The sequence below is a fragment of the Streptomyces sp. NRRL F-2580 genome, assembly GCF_000720115.1.
GTDB lineage: Bacteria > Actinomycetota > Actinomycetes > Streptomycetales > Streptomycetaceae > Streptomyces.
In genome coordinates this window covers 55,408-72,055 of record NZ_JOIR01000034.1, presented here as the reverse complement: position 1 = coordinate 72,055, position 16,648 = coordinate 55,408, and the positions used below count along the sequence as shown (strand labels likewise).

At 73.8% G+C, this 16,648-nt stretch carries 19 protein-coding genes; 13 read left to right on the top strand and 6 right to left on the bottom strand.

The features are described 5' to 3' along the window. Positions 1 to 56: 56 nt before the first annotated feature. From IF88_RS0130145 to IF88_RS0130135, 3 genes are all read left to right on the top strand, one after another. Positions 57 to 989: a LysR family transcriptional regulator gene (locus tag IF88_RS0130145; RefSeq protein WP_030719445.1), complete on the top strand. Its 933-nt coding sequence runs from the start codon at positions 57 to 59 to the stop codon at positions 987 to 989. 73 nt (positions 990 to 1,062) lie between these two features. Continuing rightward, complete coding sequence (locus IF88_RS0130140; protein WP_030719441.1) at positions 1,063 to 2,148, top strand: S-(hydroxymethyl)mycothiol dehydrogenase; 1,086 nt, start codon at positions 1,063 to 1,065, stop codon at positions 2,146 to 2,148. A 159-nt stretch (positions 2,149 to 2,307) separates the two neighbouring features. Further along, positions 2,308 to 3,612 carry an alpha/beta fold hydrolase gene (locus tag IF88_RS0130135; RefSeq protein ID WP_030719435.1) on the top strand — a complete coding sequence of 435 codons (1,305 nt, stop codon included), beginning with the start codon at positions 2,308 to 2,310 and terminating at the stop codon, positions 3,610 to 3,612. Between the two features lies 1 nt (position 3,613). On the opposite strand, the gene IF88_RS48390 is transcribed toward IF88_RS0130135, so the two are convergent. Next, entirely contained in the window at positions 3,614 to 3,799 is a 186-nt protein-coding gene (locus IF88_RS48390) for a hypothetical protein (protein ID WP_030719432.1), read from the bottom strand. A 284-nt stretch (positions 3,800 to 4,083) separates the two neighbouring features. Here IF88_RS48390 and IF88_RS0130125 point away from each other — a divergent pair, with 284 nt between their 5' ends. Next, entirely contained in the window at positions 4,084 to 4,845 is a 762-nt protein-coding gene (locus IF88_RS0130125; protein ID WP_030719430.1) for a PIG-L deacetylase family protein, read from the top strand. Between the two features lie 80 nt (positions 4,846 to 4,925). Next, positions 4,926 to 5,759 (top strand): enoyl-CoA hydratase/isomerase family protein, encoded by an 834-nt coding sequence (locus IF88_RS0130120; RefSeq protein WP_030719428.1) that lies wholly within the window; start codon positions 4,926 to 4,928, stop codon positions 5,757 to 5,759. Here the strand turns inward: IF88_RS0130120 and IF88_RS0130115 are convergent. The 3 genes from IF88_RS0130115 to IF88_RS0130105 are packed head-to-tail and all read right to left on the bottom strand — an operon-like array spanning position 5,746 to position 8,692. Beyond that, entirely contained in the window at positions 5,746 to 6,549 is an 804-nt protein-coding gene (locus tag IF88_RS0130115) for a hypothetical protein (RefSeq protein WP_030719426.1), read from the bottom strand. The two genes, IF88_RS0130120 and IF88_RS0130115, sit on opposite strands and share 14 nt — an antisense overlap. Positions 6,550 to 6,588: 39 nt before the next feature. Beyond that, positions 6,589 to 7,488 carry an SDR family oxidoreductase gene (locus IF88_RS0130110; protein ID WP_030719424.1) on the bottom strand — a complete coding sequence of 300 codons (900 nt, stop codon included), beginning with the start codon at positions 7,486 to 7,488 and terminating at the stop codon, positions 6,589 to 6,591. Between the two features lie 49 nt (positions 7,489 to 7,537). After that, positions 7,538 to 8,692: a hypothetical protein gene (locus IF88_RS0130105; protein ID WP_158754661.1), complete on the bottom strand. Its 1,155-nt coding sequence runs from the start codon at positions 8,690 to 8,692 to the stop codon at positions 7,538 to 7,540. A 222-nt stretch (positions 8,693 to 8,914) separates the two neighbouring features. Between IF88_RS0130105 and IF88_RS0130100 the strand changes: the two genes are divergently transcribed. From IF88_RS0130100 to IF88_RS0130065, 8 genes are all read left to right on the top strand, one after another. Further along, positions 8,915 to 9,889 (top strand): NADPH:quinone oxidoreductase family protein, encoded by a 975-nt coding sequence (locus IF88_RS0130100; RefSeq protein WP_030719419.1) that lies wholly within the window; start codon positions 8,915 to 8,917, stop codon positions 9,887 to 9,889. Continuing rightward, positions 9,886 to 11,085, top strand: a complete 1,200-nt coding sequence (locus IF88_RS0130095; RefSeq protein WP_030719417.1) for an acyl-CoA dehydrogenase family protein — start codon at positions 9,886 to 9,888, stop codon at positions 11,083 to 11,085. Before IF88_RS0130100 ends, IF88_RS0130095 begins: the two co-directional genes overlap by 4 nt. Further along, complete coding sequence (locus IF88_RS0130090; protein ID WP_030719414.1) at positions 11,082 to 12,224, top strand: acyl-CoA dehydrogenase family protein; 1,143 nt, start codon at positions 11,082 to 11,084, stop codon at positions 12,222 to 12,224. The genes IF88_RS0130095 and IF88_RS0130090 overlap by 4 nt, the downstream gene beginning before the upstream one ends. A gap of 176 nt (positions 12,225 to 12,400) precedes the next feature. Beyond that, on the top strand, positions 12,401 to 13,009 hold the full coding sequence (locus IF88_RS42455) for a hypothetical protein (RefSeq protein ID WP_158754659.1): 609 nt from the start codon (positions 12,401 to 12,403) through the stop codon (positions 13,007 to 13,009). 216 nt (positions 13,010 to 13,225) lie between these two features. Further along, positions 13,226 to 13,675, top strand: a complete 450-nt coding sequence (locus IF88_RS41070; RefSeq protein WP_234323745.1) for a trimeric intracellular cation channel family protein — start codon at positions 13,226 to 13,228, stop codon at positions 13,673 to 13,675. Between the two features lie 180 nt (positions 13,676 to 13,855). Next, positions 13,856 to 14,395 carry a GNAT family N-acetyltransferase gene (locus tag IF88_RS0130075; protein WP_030719408.1) on the top strand — a complete coding sequence of 180 codons (540 nt, stop codon included), beginning with the start codon at positions 13,856 to 13,858 and terminating at the stop codon, positions 14,393 to 14,395. A 60-nt stretch (positions 14,396 to 14,455) separates the two neighbouring features. After that, positions 14,456 to 14,827, top strand: a complete 372-nt coding sequence (locus tag IF88_RS0130070) for a tyrosinase family oxidase copper chaperone (protein ID WP_030719406.1) — start codon at positions 14,456 to 14,458, stop codon at positions 14,825 to 14,827. A 30-nt stretch (positions 14,828 to 14,857) separates the two neighbouring features. Continuing rightward, positions 14,858 to 15,721 (top strand): tyrosinase family protein, encoded by an 864-nt coding sequence (locus tag IF88_RS0130065; RefSeq protein WP_030719402.1) that lies wholly within the window; start codon positions 14,858 to 14,860, stop codon positions 15,719 to 15,721. A gap of 139 nt (positions 15,722 to 15,860) precedes the next feature. On the opposite strand, the gene IF88_RS0130060 is transcribed toward IF88_RS0130065, so the two are convergent. After that, on the bottom strand, positions 15,861 to 16,154 hold the full coding sequence (locus tag IF88_RS0130060; RefSeq protein ID WP_030719399.1) for a chaplin: 294 nt from the start codon (positions 16,152 to 16,154) through the stop codon (positions 15,861 to 15,863). Between the two features lie 95 nt (positions 16,155 to 16,249). Continuing rightward, the gene (locus IF88_RS45795; protein WP_030719396.1) at positions 16,250 to 16,576 is read right to left on the bottom strand and encodes a hypothetical protein; all 327 of its coding nucleotides are present in this window, start codon (positions 16,574 to 16,576) and stop codon (positions 16,250 to 16,252) included. Positions 16,577 to 16,648 lie beyond the last annotated feature (72 nt).

Sequence of the window (16,648 nt, the reverse complement as noted above, 5' to 3'; positions counted from 1 at the left end):
CCGCCCGGAGCGTCAAATCCAGTTCGCGTTCCTTATCGGAACCGTAAGCTGAGCCGATGCTCGATGTACGACGCCTGCGCCTGCTGCGCGAACTCGCCCGCCGCGGCACCATCGCCGCCGTGGCCGAGGCCCTCGCGTTCAGCCCTTCGGCGGTCTCCCAGCAGCTCAGCGTGCTGGAACGGGAGGCCGGCCTGCCCCTGCTGGAACGCACCGGCCGCCGGGTGCGGCTCACCCCGGCCGGGGAGAACCTGGTCCGGCACGCCGAGGCCGTCCTCGAACGGCTGGAGCAGGCCGAAGCCGACCTCGCCGAGGCGCGCGGCGGCCTGGCCGGAGCCCTGCGGATCGGCGCCTTCCCCACCGCCACCCGGGCCATCGTCCCGGCCGCGCTGGCCGCCCTCGCCCGGCGCCACCCCGCCCTGGAGCCGATGGTCTCCGAGACCGACCCGGCGGCGGTGGCGCACGCCTTGCGGGCGGGCGACCTGGACGTGGCCCTGGTCCACGAGTACGACTTCGTCCCCGCCTCGCAGGAGCCGGGCCTGGCCACCGAGCCGCTCTTCGTCGAGGCGATGTACCTGGCCGCGCCCGCCGGGGAGACCCCCGGGCCGGCCGAGGGGCCCGATCCGGGCGCGGCCCTGCGCGCACACGCGCGGGCGCCCTGGATCACCGCCACGCCCGGCACCCTCTGCCACGCCATGACCGTACGGGCCTGCGAGGCCGCGGGTTTCACGCCGCGGGTCCGCCACCAGGTCGACGAGTTCGCCACCGTGCTCGCGCTGGTCGCGGCCGGCCAGGGCGTGGCCCTCGTACCGCAGCTCGGGGTCACCGGCCCCGCGGATCCGGCCGTGCGCCTCACCCGGCTGCCCGTGCGGCGCCGTACCGCCCTCGCCTTCCGCAGCGGGGCCGGCGCCCATCCCGCCGTGGCCGCCTTCGGCGCGGCGCTCCGGGCCGCCGTACCGCCGGATCTGGTCGCGTCGCGCGCCGAAACGTGACACAACTCCCTTACCGCGTGCCGCCCGTGTACGTTCGTTGATCCATACCGATTCGATCAGAGCGGGGTACGACGTGACGCATCGCGTACGAGGGGTCATCGCCCGGAGCAAGGGCGCACCGGTGGAGACGACGACGATCCTCGTGCCCGACCCGGGACCCGGCGAGGCGCTCGTCAGGGTCCAGGCCTGCGGGGTCTGCCACACCGACCTGCACTACCGCGAGGGCGGGATCAACGACGAGTTCCCCTTCCTGCTCGGCCACGAGGCCGCCGGCATCGTCGAATCCGTCGGCCCGGACGTCACCTCCGTGGCCCCCGGCGACTTCGTGATCCTCAACTGGCGCGCGGTGTGCGGCACCTGTCGCGCCTGCAAGCGCGGGCGGCCCTGGTACTGCTTCGCCACGCACAACGCCACCCAGCGCATGACCCTGGAGGACGGCACCCCGCTCTCCCCGGCCCTCGGGATCGGTGCCTTCGCCGAGAAGACCCTGGTCGCGGCCGGCCAGTGCACCAAGGTGGACCCCGCCGCGGCCCCCGCCGCCGCCGGACTCCTCGGCTGCGGGGTGATGGCCGGCCTCGGCGCCGCCCTGAACACCGGCAATGTGGGCCGGGGCGACTCCGTCGCCGTCATCGGCTGCGGGGGAGTGGGCAACGCGGCGGTGGCCGGAGCCCGACTGGCGGGCGCCTCGAAGATCATCGCGGTGGACCTGGACGACCGGAAGCTGGAGTGGGCGCGCGGCCTGGGCGCCACCCACACCGTCAACGGCCGCACGGAGGACGTGGTCAAGGCCGTCCAGGGCCTCACCGAAGGCAATGGCGCGGACGTGGTCATCGACGCGGTGGGTCGCCCCGAGACCTACCGGCAGGCCTTCTACGCGCGCGACCTCGCCGGCACGGTGGTCCTGGTGGGCGTGCCGACGCCGGAGATGAAGCTCGAACTCCCGCTCCTCGACGTCTTCGGCCGCGGCGGCGCCCTCAAGTCCTCCTGGTACGGCGACTGTCTGCCGGAGCGCGACTTCCCGTTGCTCATCGACCTCTACCTGCAGGGCCGGCTCGACCTGGACGCCTTCGTCTCCGAGATGATCCCGCTCGACGGGGTCGAGGACGCCTTCGCCCGGATGGAACGCGGCGAGGTGCTGCGCTCGGTCGTCGAGTTCTGACACCGCCCACCGGCCCGGCCGGATGTGCCGGCCGGGCCGGGCCCGGCCGGGCCGGCAGGGCACCCCATAGACTCGGCTGACCGCCACCACCGCGCCCCGCCGCCACCCGGCCGGGGCGCGTGATTCCGCACCTCGCACCCCAGGGGGCCGCCCGTGACCATCGCCCACAGCTACCGCCAGCCCGGCACGGTCCTCACCGACCACCGGTTCACCGTCCCCCTGGACCATGCCCGCCCGGACGGGGAACGGATCGAGCTGTACGCCCGTGAGGTCGTCGCCACCGGCAAGGATCCCGAGACGCTGCCGTGGCTGCTGTACCTGGAGGGCGGTCCGGGCTTCGGCGCCCGCCGTTTCGTCGGCCGGCAGGCCTGGCTGGCGCGGGCCCTCAGCGAGTACCGGGTACTCCTGCTCGACCAGCGCGGAACCGGCCGCTCCACCCCGCTGAACCGGCAGACCCTGCCCCTGCGCGGCACCCCCGCCGAGCAGGCGGAGTACCTCGCCCACTTCCGCTCCGACTCCATCGTGCGCGACGCCGAGGCCATCCGCCCCGGCCTGACCGGCGGCGCGCCCTGGACGGTGCTGGGCCAGAGCTTCGGCGGCTTCTGCGCGACCCACTACCTCTCCACCGCGCCCGAGGGCCTCAGCGCCGCCCTGATCACCGGCGGCCTGCCCTCCCTCACGGCCACCGCCGACGAGGTGTACGAGGCCGCGTTCCCCCGGATCGAGCGCAAGAACCTGGCCCACTACGCCCGTTACCCGATGGACGTCGAGCGCGCCCGCCGGATCGCCGCCCACCTGACGGACCGGCCGGCCGAACTCCCCGGCGGCCACCGCCTCACCGTCGAGGCCTTCCAGTCCCTCGGCATCCTCCTCGGCGGCGGCGACGGCAGCCACCAGCTCCACTACCTGCTGGAGGACGCCTTCGTGCCGACCCCGGCCGGCCCGGCCCTCTCCGACGCCTTCCTGGAGGGCGCCCGCGCCCTGCTCTCCTTCGCCGGTCACCCCCTCTACGCGCTGGTCCACGAGGCGATCTACGCCCAGGACCCGGCGACGCCCACCGCCTGGGCCGCCGAACGGGTCCGCGCCGGACACCCCCGATTCGACGCGGCGAAGGCCCTCGCGGGCGACGAGCCGCTGCTGTTCACCGGCGAGACCATCCACCCCTGGCACTTCACCACGGACCCCTCCCTCGTCCCGCTGCGCGAGACCGCCGAACTGCTGGCCGCCCGTACCGGCTGGCAGCCGCTCTACGACCCGGCGCGCCTGGCGGCCAACGAGGTGCCGGTGGCGGCCGCCGTCTACCACGACGACATGTACGTGGACACCGCCGACTCCCTGGCCACGGCCCGCGCCGTACGCGGCCTGCGGACCTGGGTGACGGACGAGTTCGAGCACGACGGCGTCCGCGCGAGCGGCACCCGCGTCCTGGACCGCCTCCTCACCCTCGTACGCGACGACGCCTGAGTCAGCCGGGCTCCACGAAGGTGCGGGTCAAGTGCGCGGTGGCCAGCAGGGCGCCGCGCTCCCGGGCCCGCGCCAGCAGGGCCTCGCGCGAGGTCCGGGCGGTCTCCCTGTCGCGCTCGTGGGAGTACGGCACCGCCGGGTCGCCCGGCTGCACCGCGTGCACCAGCACGTCCCCGGTCACCACCACGGCCCGGGCCCCGGCGCCCGGTCCACCAGCACGGACTGGTGCCCAGGGGTGTGCCCGGGCGCCGGGAGCAGGGTGCTGCCGGGGGACATCCGGTGCCACGGCCTCCACGTCGGCCCGGTCGATCCCGGCCGACGCGAGCGCGTCCGGCAGCCGCCCCGGCACCGGCGCCCACGCGGCCCCGTCCGCCCCGGGAAAGGCGGGGGGGCGGGCTCGAAGAAGATCCCCGTGGCGTCGAGCAGTGCCACCACCTGCCCATGACGGTCCGTTCGCCTATTGTGCGAGACATGACCGAACAACCTGATCAGCAGCCCCCCTTGCAGCCCATGCCCACCGACTGGCAGCGCGCTCTCGCGGTGGTGGCCCACCCCGACGACCTGGAGTACGGGTGCGCGGCCGCCATCGCGGACTGGACGGACGGCGGACGGGAGGTCGCGTACCTGCTCGCCACGCGCGGCGAGGCGGGCATCGACAGCATCGCCCCCGCCGACTGCGGGCCGCTGCGGGAGGCGGAGCAGCGGGCCAGCGCCGCGGTCGTCGGCGTGTCCGAGGTGGAGTTCCTGGACTACCGCGACGGCGTCGTCGAGTACGGCCTCGATCTGCGCCGGGACATCGCCGCCGCCATCCGGCGGCACCGGCCCGAGCTGGTCGTCACCCTCAACCACCGTGACACGTGGGGCGGTGCGCAGGGCGGCGGCTTCTGGAACACCCCCGACCACAAGGCCGTCGGCCGGGCCGTCCTGGACGCGGCCGGGGACGCCGGCAACCGCTGGATCTTCCCCGAGCTCATCGAGCAGGGCCTGGAGCCGTGGAACGGCGTGCGGTGGGTCGCGGTGGCCGGATCCGCCACCCCGACGCACGCGGCGGACGCCGGTCCCGGGCTGGAGCGATCGGTGAAGTCCCTGCTGGAGCACAAGGCGTACATCGAGGTGCTCACCGACCAGGACCCGGAGGAGTACGTCCGCACCTTCCTCACCGGGAACGCCCAGCAGGCGGCGGCCCGCTTCGGCGGCCGTCCGGCCGTGCCCTTCGAGGTCTTCCCCCGCTGACCCGCCACCCCTAGTCTGACGGCTCGTCAGTTCGTCTGTTCGTCTGTTCGTCAGCCATCGGGCCGGGGGTGCGGGACACGGTGATCGACACCATCTCCACGGAGATCGCGGAGGGTGAGGAGCGGCTCCGGCTGGAGGTCGCCGACGGCCTCGCGGTCCTCACCCTGTGCCGGCCGGACAAGCTCAACGGCTGGAGCTGGGAGTCCACCCGCCAGCTCGGCCTGCTCGCGGACCGGATCCGCTTCGACGCGTCCGTCCGGGCGGTGCTCCTGCGGGCCGAGGGCCGGGCCTTCTGCGCGGGCATCGACGTGACCGCCCCCGGCGGTGGCATCACGGGCGGATCCGCCGCCGAGCGCACCCGGAACTACTACGAGGGCATCCGCTGGGTGCACGAGCGCTTCGCGGTCCTCGCCCGGCTTCCGCAGCCCGTGGTGGCCGCCGTCCAGGGCTACTGCCTCGGCTTCGGCTTCGAACTGGCCCTGATGGCCGACGTCCGGGTGGCGGCCGAGGACGCCGTCTTCGCCCTGCCCGAAGCCGGGTTGGGTGTGGCGGTGGACGCGGGCGGCGACCTCCGCATCGCCCGCGAGGCGGGCGCGGGCTGGGCCAAGTACCTGGCCCTGACCGGCCGCCGGATCGACGCGGCGACGGCGCAGCGCCTGAACCTGGTCCAACTGCTCGTCCCCGGCGAGGAACTGGAGCCGGCCTCCCGCGCCCTGGCCGGGGAGATCGCCGCGAACGCGCCCCTCGCCGTCCAGGGCATCAAGCGCGCGGTCGACGCGTACGCCGACGCGGCCCTGCCCGCGGCCCTCGACCGGGTGGCGATGACCGCGGCCCTCACCCTCACCTCGGACGACTGCCGCGAGGGTTACGGGGCCAAGGCGGGCCGCCGCCCCCCGCGCTTCAGTGGAGGCTGAGCACCGGCCGGGTCGAGAACTCCTCGTACATGCCCTCGCCCTCCGGCCCGTACACGAACTCCGCCATGTACGGGTTGCGGTTGGCGGTGGCCAGCGGCAGCCAGGCGAGCAGTTCGCCGTATCCACCACAGACGGCCTCGCCGCCGTCGCCGCCGTGGACCGCGGCCGGGTCCCCGCTCAGCTCCGTGCCGTAGCTGTCGTAGGCGATGTGCAGCCCGAAGGCGTTCGGTTCGTGGCGCACGCCGCCGCTGCCCCCGTAAGAGGGCTCGTCCAGGGGGCACTCGTTCCCCCAGCGGAACAGGGTCCCCGCCCCGGCCCCGCACGCGTGCTCCCACTCGTCGGCGCCGGGCATCCGCAGGCCGCGCGCCGCGAGGGCGCCCGGTATGCCGGCCGGGTGGTCGCTCAGGGCCTCGTCCTCCACGGCCATGAGCACGGTGGCCAGCGTCGCGGTGCGCGGCGGGCTGAGCACCTCGGCGAGATAGGACTTCAGGTCGGGGTGGCCGTACCCGTACCCCTCGTCCATGCTCTCCGCGTAGTCGGCGCTCTGTGCGGGCGTCGCCGTGAAGGCGTCCGCGTCGAAGCCCATCCGCACCGTCCCGCCGGGTATGAGGGCGAACTCCTGCCCCTCGCGCTCGATGCGGACGCGGTGCAGCGGCCCGCCCAGGTGCTCCACGGCGTCGAGCAGCACCACCCGGCCGCCCACCTGCGCGGCGGCCTCGTGCGCGAGGCGGCCGGCGGCGGCCGGGTCGAGCGAACGCCAGCGGTCAAGGGTCAGATCGGCGAGAGACATGATCCGATCCTCGCACCGGCCACTGACAATCGGCGTCGCTCAGGGGATGAACGGGCCGCGCCCCAGTTGCTCCCGCACCGGGACGACCGCCGGATTGACCACCGACCGGCGCTGCCAGTTCGCGCCGTCGACCACCAGCGTGTGGCCGGTGACGAAGCGGGCGTACGGCGAGGCCAGGAACGTGGCGGCCCAGCCTAGTTCGCGCGGGGCGCCGACGCGCAGCGCGGGCTGCCGGGCGTCCGTGGAGTCGGGCGCGGCCCGCTCCAGGCCGCCGCGGATGTCCTCGGTCATGTCGGCGTGCGGGAACAGCCCCGGCACCAGCCCGTTGATCCGGATGCCGTACGGGCCCCACTCGACGGCGAGCGTCTCCACCAGGTTCTTCACCCCGGCCTTGGCGGCGGCGCTGTGGGCGAAGCCGGGCCCGCCCGTCCAGGCGTACGAGGCACCGATGTTCACGATCGAACCGTGGGTGCCCGCGGCGAGGTGGCGGCGGCCGAACTCGCGGGTCACGAACCAGGTCCCGGTCAGGGTGATGTCGACCACCGCCCGCCAGGCGTTCGGCGACAGGTCCTCCGCGGGGGAGGGGAAGTTCGCGGCCGCGTTGTTGACCAGGACGTCCGGTGGCCCGAGGGCCGCCTCGGCCGCGTCGAACACCTCCGCGATCCGCTCGGGGTCCCGGATGTCGCAGACCGCGGCCGTCACCCGGCCCGCGCCGGGTACGGCCGCCAGCTCCTCCTGCGCCGCCTTGAGCTGCTCGGAGCGCCGGCCGGCGATCACCAGATCGGCTCCGAGCCGCGCGAACTCCGTGGCGATGGCCTTGCCCAGCCCGGTGCCGCCGCCGGTCACGAGGACCAGCTGCCCCGCGTACGTACCGGGGGGCAGGGCGGCGGCGCCGAGTGGCGGGGGCGCGGGCAGGCCGCGCGGGATCTCGTCCGTCATGGGGCATCGATAGCGCGCGGGCGCCGAGATCACCATGCCCCCGACAGGATCAGCTCCGCGGCGCGTACGCTTGCTTGCTCGCGCAGGTCCAGATCACGGCGCTGCTCGCCCCGGTCTCCCGGTCGCTGACGGTGCCGCCGACGCGGTCGTCGTCGGTGGCGGCGAAGGCGCGGGTGCGCGGCACGGCGCCCGGGGCGCCGGCCGGGAAGGGGAGCGCCAGCGGAGCACCCTTCCCGGGCCAGTAGACGGCCTGGAAGTAGTTGGGCCAGCTCTCCTCGAAGTTGGTGGCGGTGCCGACGGCCACGTTCGTGGTGGGACTGCTGCCCGAGAGCTCCAGGTCGTGGTAGCCGTTCAGCCGGCCCGGGTCGGCGGGCAGCGCGTCGTACGGCTTCTTCCAGACGGCCGGGGTCAGCTTCGGGTCGTTGCGGTAGTAGTAGTCCTCCAGGCCGACGACGCGGCCGCGGTCGTCGATGTCCCTGCCGATCGTGGAGTACGAGTAGTGGTAGCCGTTCCACACCTGGAGGCTGTAGGGCGGGTAGCCGCCGCCGGCCGGCCAGACGACCGGGAAGGTCTTGGTGACCATGATGTCGTTCTCGGCGTCGAAGTAGGAGCCGGTGGCCGTGCCGACGACGTCGCCCCGCTTGTTGATGCCGTTCAGCGAGGTGATCTTGGTGCCGGGGATCTCGCCCGCGGGAACCGGCAGTTCGCGCACGACCTCGCCGTTCACCCACTCCTTGGCGACGCCGTTGTCCACGGCGACGACCCGGCCCGACTCGTTGACGTCGACGCCGACGTCCTGCCACTCGGGCAGGGCCGTGGTCAGGGCCTCGGAGGTCGCGGCGCCCAGCTGGTGGGTGAAGGCGATGCTCGCCCTGTCCGCGTCGCGGGTGGCCGTGCCCACCATCAGCCCCTTGGCGCTGACGGCCTTGACGCTGCCCCGGTCGAAGCCGGCGGGCAGCGGAACGGCGTGGACCGTGTGCTCGGCGCCGGTCCAGTAGGCGGGCCGGGCGCCGCTCTCGCCGACCACGAGCCCGCCGGTGCCGAAGCCCGCCACCGTGCCCCCGCTCACCCCCGGGAGGGAGGGCAGCAGCTCGATGGCGGGGCTGCACGCGGCGGCGCCGGAGGCCGCGGAGGCCGGTCCGGCGGCGGTGATCAGCCCTGCGAGGACGGCGGCGGCCCCCGCCGCGGCCGTCACGCTTCTCATCCCGATTCTGTTCACGGTGCGAGTCCCCCCGATGGTGCGGGTCATATGCCCTGCGACAGCTGCCTGTTGACGATGTCGATCAATGTTGATCTACGGGACACATGCTGCACGACGAACGGGCCCCATGCACACGCCTTCGGAGGCGATGGGTTCACAGATGGGCAAGCGACCGCTTAGTATGCGCGCGGAGCGTGATTCCTCGACGGCGGCTGGAGGCCCCGGATGCAGGCATGGCGAGTACATACCCCCGGTGAGCCCCGCGAGGCCATGCGCCTCGAAGAGGTTCCCGAGCCGGTACCCGGCGAGGGCGAGGTGAGGCTCAGAGTGCTCGCGGCGAACGTCAACTTCCCCGACGCGCTGCTCGTCCGCGGCCAGTACCAGATCCGGCCCCCGCTGCCCTTCACCCCGGGCGTCGAGATCTGCGGCGAGACCGAGGACGGCCGCCGCGTCATCGCCAACCCGAGCCTGCCGCACGGCGGTTTCGCCGAGTACGTCACCGCGCCCGCGACCGCCCTGCTCCCGGCCCCGGACAGCCTCGACGACGCCGAGGCGGCCGCCCTGCACATCGGCTACCAGACCGGCTGGTTCGGCCTGCACCGCCGCGCCCGCCTGCAGAGCGGCGAGACCCTCCTCGTGCACGCGGCCGCCGGCGGGGTCGGCAGCGCCGCCGTCCAGCTCGGCAAGGCCGCCGGGGCCACCGTCATCGGGGTGGTCGGGGGCAAGGCCAAGGCGCGCACCGCCGAGGAGCTCGGCTGTGACCTGGTGATCGACCGCACGGCGGAGGACCTCGTCGCCCGCGTCAAGGAGTTCACCGGCGGGCGCGGCGCCGACGTCGTCTACGACCCGGTCGGCGGCGACTCCTACACCGCCTCCGCCAAATGCGTGGCCTTCGAGGGCCGCATCCTCGTCGTCGGCTTCGCCAGTGGCACCATCCCGGCCCCCGCCCTCAACCACGCACTGGTGAAGAACTACGCCATCCTCGGCCTGCACTGGGGGCTCTACGCCACCAAGGAGCCCGCCGCCATCCTCGCCTGCCACACCGAGCTCACCCGGCTCGCCGCCGAGGGCGCCGTGAAACCGCTGGTCAGCGAACGGGTCCCGCTCGCCGCGGCCGCCGACGCCGTGCAGCGCCTCGCCGACGGGACCACCACCGGCCGGCTGGTCGTCGTACCGGCGCAGGACGGAGACCCGCGATGACCGCCGCGGCCACCACCGCCGAGGGCCTGCGCGCCCGGGTACGGGACCTGCTCGCCGCCCACCCGCCCGCCGACACCGACCGCGCCGACTTCCTGCGCGCCCGCTTCGACGCCGGACTCGCCTGGGTCCACTACCCCGTGGGCCTCGGCGGCCTCGGCGCACCCCGTACCCTCCAGGCCGTCGTCGACGCCGAGCTGGAGGCCGCCGGCGCCCCCGACAACGACCCGCGCCGGATCGGCATCGGGCTCGGCATGGCCGCGCCGACGATCCTCGCGTACGGCACGGAGGAGCAGAAGAACCGCTTCCTGCGTCCCCTGTGGGTCGGCGAGGAGGTCTGGTGCCAGCTCTTCAGCGAGCCCGGCGCCGGATCCGACCTCGCCGCGCTCGGCACCCGCGCGGTCCGCGAGCAGGGCTCCGGCGACTGGATCGTGGACGGACAGAAGGTGTGGACCTCCAGTGCCCACACCGCCCGCTGGGCCATCCTGATCGCCCGCACCGACCCAGGACTCCCCAAGCACCAGGGCATCACCTACTTCCTCTGCGACATGCACGCCCCCGGCGTCGAGGTCCGGCCGCTGCGCCAGATCACCGGCGAGGCCGAGTTCAACGAGGTCTTCCTCACCGGCGTCCGCATCCCCGACACCCACCGCCTGGGCGCGGTGGGCGAGGGCTGGGCGGTCGCCCGCACCACCCTGATGAACGAACGCGTCTCCATCGGCGGCATGCGCATCCCGCGCGAGGGCGGCATGATCGCACCGGTCGTCACCGCCTGGCGCGAGCGTCCCGCACTGCGCACCCACGCCCTCCACCAGCGGCTGCTGGAACTGTGGGTCGAGGCCGAGGTCGCCCGCCTCACCGGGGAACGGCTGCGCCAGCAGCTCGCCGCCGGACAGCCAGGCCCCGAGGGATCGGGCATGAAGCTCACCTTCGCCCGGCTCAACCAGGAGATCAGCGGACTGGAGGTCGAACTCCTCGGCGAGGAGGGCCTGCTGTACGAGGACTGGACCATGCGCCGACCCGAACTGGTCGACTTCACCGGCCGCGACGCCGGCTACCGCTACCTGCGCGCCAAGGGCAACAGCATCGAGGGCGGCACCAGCGAGATCCTCCTCAACATCGTCGCCGAACGCGTCCTCGGCCTGCCCCCCGAGCCGCGCGACGACAAGGACATCGCGTGGAAGGACCTCTCCCGATGACAACGCAGCCGACGCCGACAACGCAGCCCACGCCGACCACGCCGACCGATCTGCTCTACTCCGGGACCGAGGAGGAGCTCCGCTCCGCCGTACGCGCCCTCCTCACCGACCGCTGCGACGCGAAGAGCGTCCTCGCCCGGGCCGAGACCGGCCGGCCGCACGACCCGGCGCTGTGGAACACGCTCGCCGTCGGGATCGGCGCCGCCGGGCTCCTCGTACCCGAGAAGCTCGGGGGACAGGGCGCGAGCCACCGCGAGGCGGCCGTGGTCCTGGAGGAGCTGGGCCGGGCCGTGGCGCCCGTCCCGTACCTGACGAGCGCCGTGCTCGCCACGGAGATCCTGCTCGGCTGCGACACCGCGGAGGCCACCCCGCTGCTGCGGGAGCTGGCCTCCGGACACAGGGTGTGCGTACCGGCCGTGCCGCTGACCCTCGCGCCCGGGGCGCCCCTGCCGCCCGCGGTCCGGGACTCCGGCGGCGGGGCGCTGACCGGCACCGTCACCTCCGTCGCGGACGCGGTGGCCGCCGACGTCCTGCTGGTCCTCGCCGACACGGGGCTGTACGCCGTCCCGGCGGCCTCCGCCGAGCTGACCCCGCAGGTCCCGCTGGACCTGACCCGCCCGCTCGCCACCGTCACCCTGCGGGCGGCCGCCGGCACCCGGCTCGCCGATCCCGCCACAGCCCGGGCGGCGGTGGCCGGAGCGCTGCTTTCCGGAGCCGGACTGCTCGCCTCCGAGCAGCTCGGGCTGGCCGAATGGTGCCTGACGGAGACCGTCGGGCACGTCCGTACCCGCCACCAGTTCAACCGGCCCGTCGGATCCTTCCAGGCCCTCAAGCACCGCCTCGCCCGGCTCTGGCTCGACGTGGCCTCCGCGCGCGCGGCGGCCAGGGCCGCGGCCGACGCCCTCGCCACCGAGGCCCCCGACGCGCCGCTCACGGTCGCCGTGGCCCAGGCCTACTGCTCGGGCGTGGCCGTCCGCGCCGCCGAGGAGTGCGTACAGCTGCACGGCGGCATCGGCATGACCTGGGAGCATCCGGCACACCTCTACCTCAAGCGGGCCAAGGCCGACTCCCTGGCCCTCGGCACGGCGGGCCACCACCGCGGCCTGGTCGCGGACTTCGCCGAACTCCCGGCGCCGTAGAAAGGTTCCCTGTTGGGGTCTTTGTCGTTTTTTGGACAGTCCCATGGGAATTCAGGTCATCGTCTTCCAAGGGCCTCCGTGACCGGGGCGGCGTTGCGCAGGCTGGAGCGTGTCCGCGTCCCGTCCGGGGCGCGGACACCGGGACACTCAGGGGGGAACAGATGGGGGTACGTGCGGTGAGGCGCGGATCGGCCGCCGTGGCGGCGGTCGCGGTGCTGGCCGTGGTGATGTCGGGAACAGCGGTGGGCGCCGAGCCGTGGCGGCCGAGGCCGGGGACCCTGTACATCTCCGACATCCGCCTCGGGGACGGCGTCGGGTGGTCGGCCCCGCCGGTCCAGCGGGGCTGGGGCTCGCGGTACAACTGCCTGCAGGACTGGTCCTGGCAGCCTCCCGAGGTCAACGTCTGGCACCGGGAGTTCTCCACCGCGGAGACCGCCTCCGCCCAGCAGAAGGTGGTGGTCTTCGCGACGGAGGCCGAGGCCGTCGAATTCGCGGACGCGGCCCGGCGCAACTTCGCCGACTGCCCGCGCCGCGAGAACGAGCGGCCCGGCATCACCGCGACGGGATCCGACCACGGCGTGGTGAACGTGGAGGAGGGTGCCACGCTCCAGGGCATGCACACCGTCGACGCCGCCGCCCAGGAGCGCCCCTACTTCAACTACCTGTGGGGCGTGGGCCGCGACGGGGACACCGTCACCCTCGTCGAGTGGTCGAGCTACTGGGGCGCCCCGCCGGTGGACGCATGGAAGAACGTCCTGCGCACCGCGGTGAACAAGCTGTACTGACCGGGGGAGGAGAGGGCGGCCGACCAGGTGCGGAACGGGACGCGCAACCAGTCGCGCCGACCCCGCCGCGGGAGGGTGCGAGGCCGAAGTGCGGGGGGACCGTACCTTCGGCCGAGGGCCGGTCCCGGCCGGACGGCCGATGCGGTGCCGGCGCCGGGTGCGGCACCCTCGACGGGTCGCCCGCGCAGAACCCGCCCGCCCGGTGAAGGAGGCGCCATGCTGCACGCTCTCCACCTCCTCGGCACAGCCGCCTTCGCCGTCTCCGGCGTGCTCGCCGCGCACCGCGCCCGGATGGACCCCTTCGGCGGGATGGTCCTGGCCTTCGCGGCCCCCATCTCCGGCGGCACCCTGCGCGACCTCGTCCTCGACCGGCACCCGCTCTACTGGACGCACGACCGGGTGCTGCTCGTCCTCATCGCCTCCGTGGCCGTCCTGACCATGGTCTCCCTGCGCCGCCGGAAGCTCCCGCACCGGGCCCTCATGGTCGTCGACGCCGTAGGGCTCGCCGTCGTCACCGTCATCGGTGCCCGCGCCGCCCTCGACGCCCAGGTCACCCCCGTCGCCGTGCTCATCCTCGCCGCCCTCACCGGCGTCACCGGTGAGGTCATCCGCGACGTGCTCGCGCGCGGGGAGTTCCCGCCCCTGCTGCTGCGCGAGGAGGTGTAGGCGACCGCCGCGCTCGTCGGCGCCGCCGCCTACCTCGGTCTGCACGGGCCGGGGTCCCGGACACGGTCAACACCGCCTTCTCCGCCGGCCTCGTGTTCACCCTGCGCAGGGCCGCGGTCTTCCGCGACCTCCACCTGCCCCGCCTGCAGCGCGTCCCCGGGTGATCCCTACGCTCACCGCATGACGAAGACCATCACCTCGCTCGACGCGGCCGGACTCCGCGCCCACCGCGACGAACTCGCCGCCCTCCTGCTCGCGGTGGTCGAGGGCGGCTCCTCCCTCGGCTTCCTCGCCGGCCTCGACCACGAGGGCGCCGCCGCCTGGTGGGACTCCCTACTGCCCGCCGTCGAGGACGGATCCCTCGCCCTGTGGGTCTCCCGCACCGGCGCCGACGGCCGCGTCGACGGCACCGTCAGCTGGTACCGGGAGTCCAAGCCCAACGGCCGCCACCGCGCCGAGCTGCGCAAGCTCATGGTCCACCCGGCCGCCCGCGGCCGGGGCACCGCCCGCGCGCTGCTCGCGGAGGCCGAGAGCGCGGCCGCCCGCGCCGGGGTGGTGCTGCTGTTCCTGGACACCGAGACCGGCAGCGGCGCCGAGCGCGTCTACCGCTCCGCGGGCTGGACGGAGGTCGGCACCATCCCCGACTACGCCACCGATCCGGCCGGCCGTCTGCACCCCACCACCCTCTTCTACAAGCGGCCCCGTAACGCTCACGGGTGACCTCGCCCGCCGCGCGGCGTTAGACCCGTAGTCGCCGGCCACCGAGCGAGGGAGAACCGTATGTCCGCTGCATCCGACGCCGTACCACCGACCCGCCGCACGGTCCTGCGTACGGCCTTCACCGCGGCCGTGCTCGCGGGTACGGCCGCGGCCCTGGCGCCCGTCCTGCGCGCCCGGCGCCCCCGGCAGACCCTCACCCCGGCGCCGCTCGCCGAGGAGGAGACGTACCGCGGCCGGCACATCGCCGTCGACGTGGCGGGGGTCCGCATCGACGGCCGCCCGCTGCACGTCATGCGGCGGGCGGACGGCAGCTACCTCAGCGGGATCAACCACTTCCAGTCCTATGAGACGCCGATGGAACTGGCCCGGGCCGCGGTCGACGAACTCGGCACGGCGCAGCTGGCGTTCGCGGCCGCCCCGCACCACGGCTGACACACCCACGGGAACGGGAGGAGCCCCGCATTGCACACCCGACAGAACCAGAAGAACCTGACCAGTGCCCAGAAGAAGCGGTTCACGGCGGCGGTGCTGGAGTTGAAACGCAACGGCACGTACGACGCGTTCGTGCGCACCCACGACAAGTACTTCGTGCCCGACCGCGACCGCAAGCTGCGCGTCGGGCACATGTCGCCCTCCTTCTTCCCCTGGCACCGGCTCTACCTGCTGGAGTTCGAGCGGAAGCTGCAGGAGATCGACGCGGGAGTGTCCATCCCGTACTGGGACTGGACGACCGACACCAGCCCGGTCTCCTCCCTCTGGGCCGACGACTTCCTCGGCGGCACAGGCCGGGCGAGCGACCGCAAGGTGATGACCGGCCCGTTCGCCTACGACAAGGGCAACTGGACGGTGACCGTGGGCATCACGGAGTCCGCCTTCCTCACCCGCAACCTCGGCCGGCCGCAGAACCCGATCAAACTGCCCACCGCGGCCGAACTGCAGTGGGCGATCGACGACCCGGTCTACGACACCGCTCCGTGGGACTCCACCGCCCGCGGGGGCGGCTTCCGCAACAAGCTGGAGGGCTGGGCCGCCCCCAAGAGCGAGCGCTGGCGCAACCACAACAAGGTCCACCAGTGGATCGGCGGCCACATGACGGGCGGCACGGCGCCCAACGACCCGGCCTTCTGGCTGCACCACGCCTTCGTGGACCTGATCTGGGACCGCTGGCAGCAGAAGCACCCCACGGCCGGCTACCTGCCCGCCACCCCCCTCGCCCGCGGCGACCTCCAGCAGGGCCGGGTGATCTCCCTCGACGAGCCGATGCCGCCGTGGAACATCCCCCCACGCGAGATCCTCGGCCACCAGAACCTCTACCGCTACGAGTGATACCCCAGGGGGCGGAACAAACCACGAAACAAACCACGGAACAACCGCGGAACGAACCGGGGGACGAAACAAGGGGGGCGACGCACGCACGGGAAGGGCCCCCGCCGATCCGGCGGGGGCCCTTCCGTCGATCAGGCGATCAGTGGCCGTAGCCCTCGCCCTCGCCCTCGGTGTGGTGGTCGTCGCCGTGGCCCGACGCGTTGACGCAGGTGTTGCCGAACGCGGGGTTCAGCAGGCCGATCACGTTCACGGTGTTGCCGCAGACGTTGATCGGGACGTGCACCGGAACCTGGAGCAGGTTGCCCGACAGGACACCGGGGGAGCCGACCGCCGCACCGTGCGCTCCGGCATCGGCGACGGCCAGACCGGCACCGGCGACCACGGCGCTACCGGTGACAGCGGTGATGGCGAATGCCTTCGCGATACGCGACATCAAGATCTCCTCGTGAGATGTGGGGCGCCGCAGAATCTGCGGCATTTGACATGGCATACAACGCAGGGGCGGCCGAGGGGTCACGGCCGTTGGGCCTACCCGGTGACGGGAAAACGCACCGAGGCGAAATAGGGCCGCACCTGGCTGACGTCGCCGGGCCGCAGCACTCCGATCACCCGGCCCGAGCAGCCCGGGTCCCGGTAGAGGGTCGCCGTGCCCCTGGTCCCGTTCGTGACCGCCCGGGCGCCACCGCCCTCCGCCTCGACGCAGCCCTTCGGCGCGGTGAGCCCGTGGACCTGGTCGTCCTGGCCGAGGTACTGGAAATCCGGCCCCGCCGCGGCCAGGGCCGGGCCGCCGAGGAGCATGGCGCCCGCGAGCAGCAGGGCGGGCACCGTGGTGTGGTGGATACGCAGGAATCGCATGCCCGTCCAACCTGGGCGGGCCCGGGCACGGTCACGCCTTGTCACCCGTTGGACGGCTGTGCGACCGTGCGC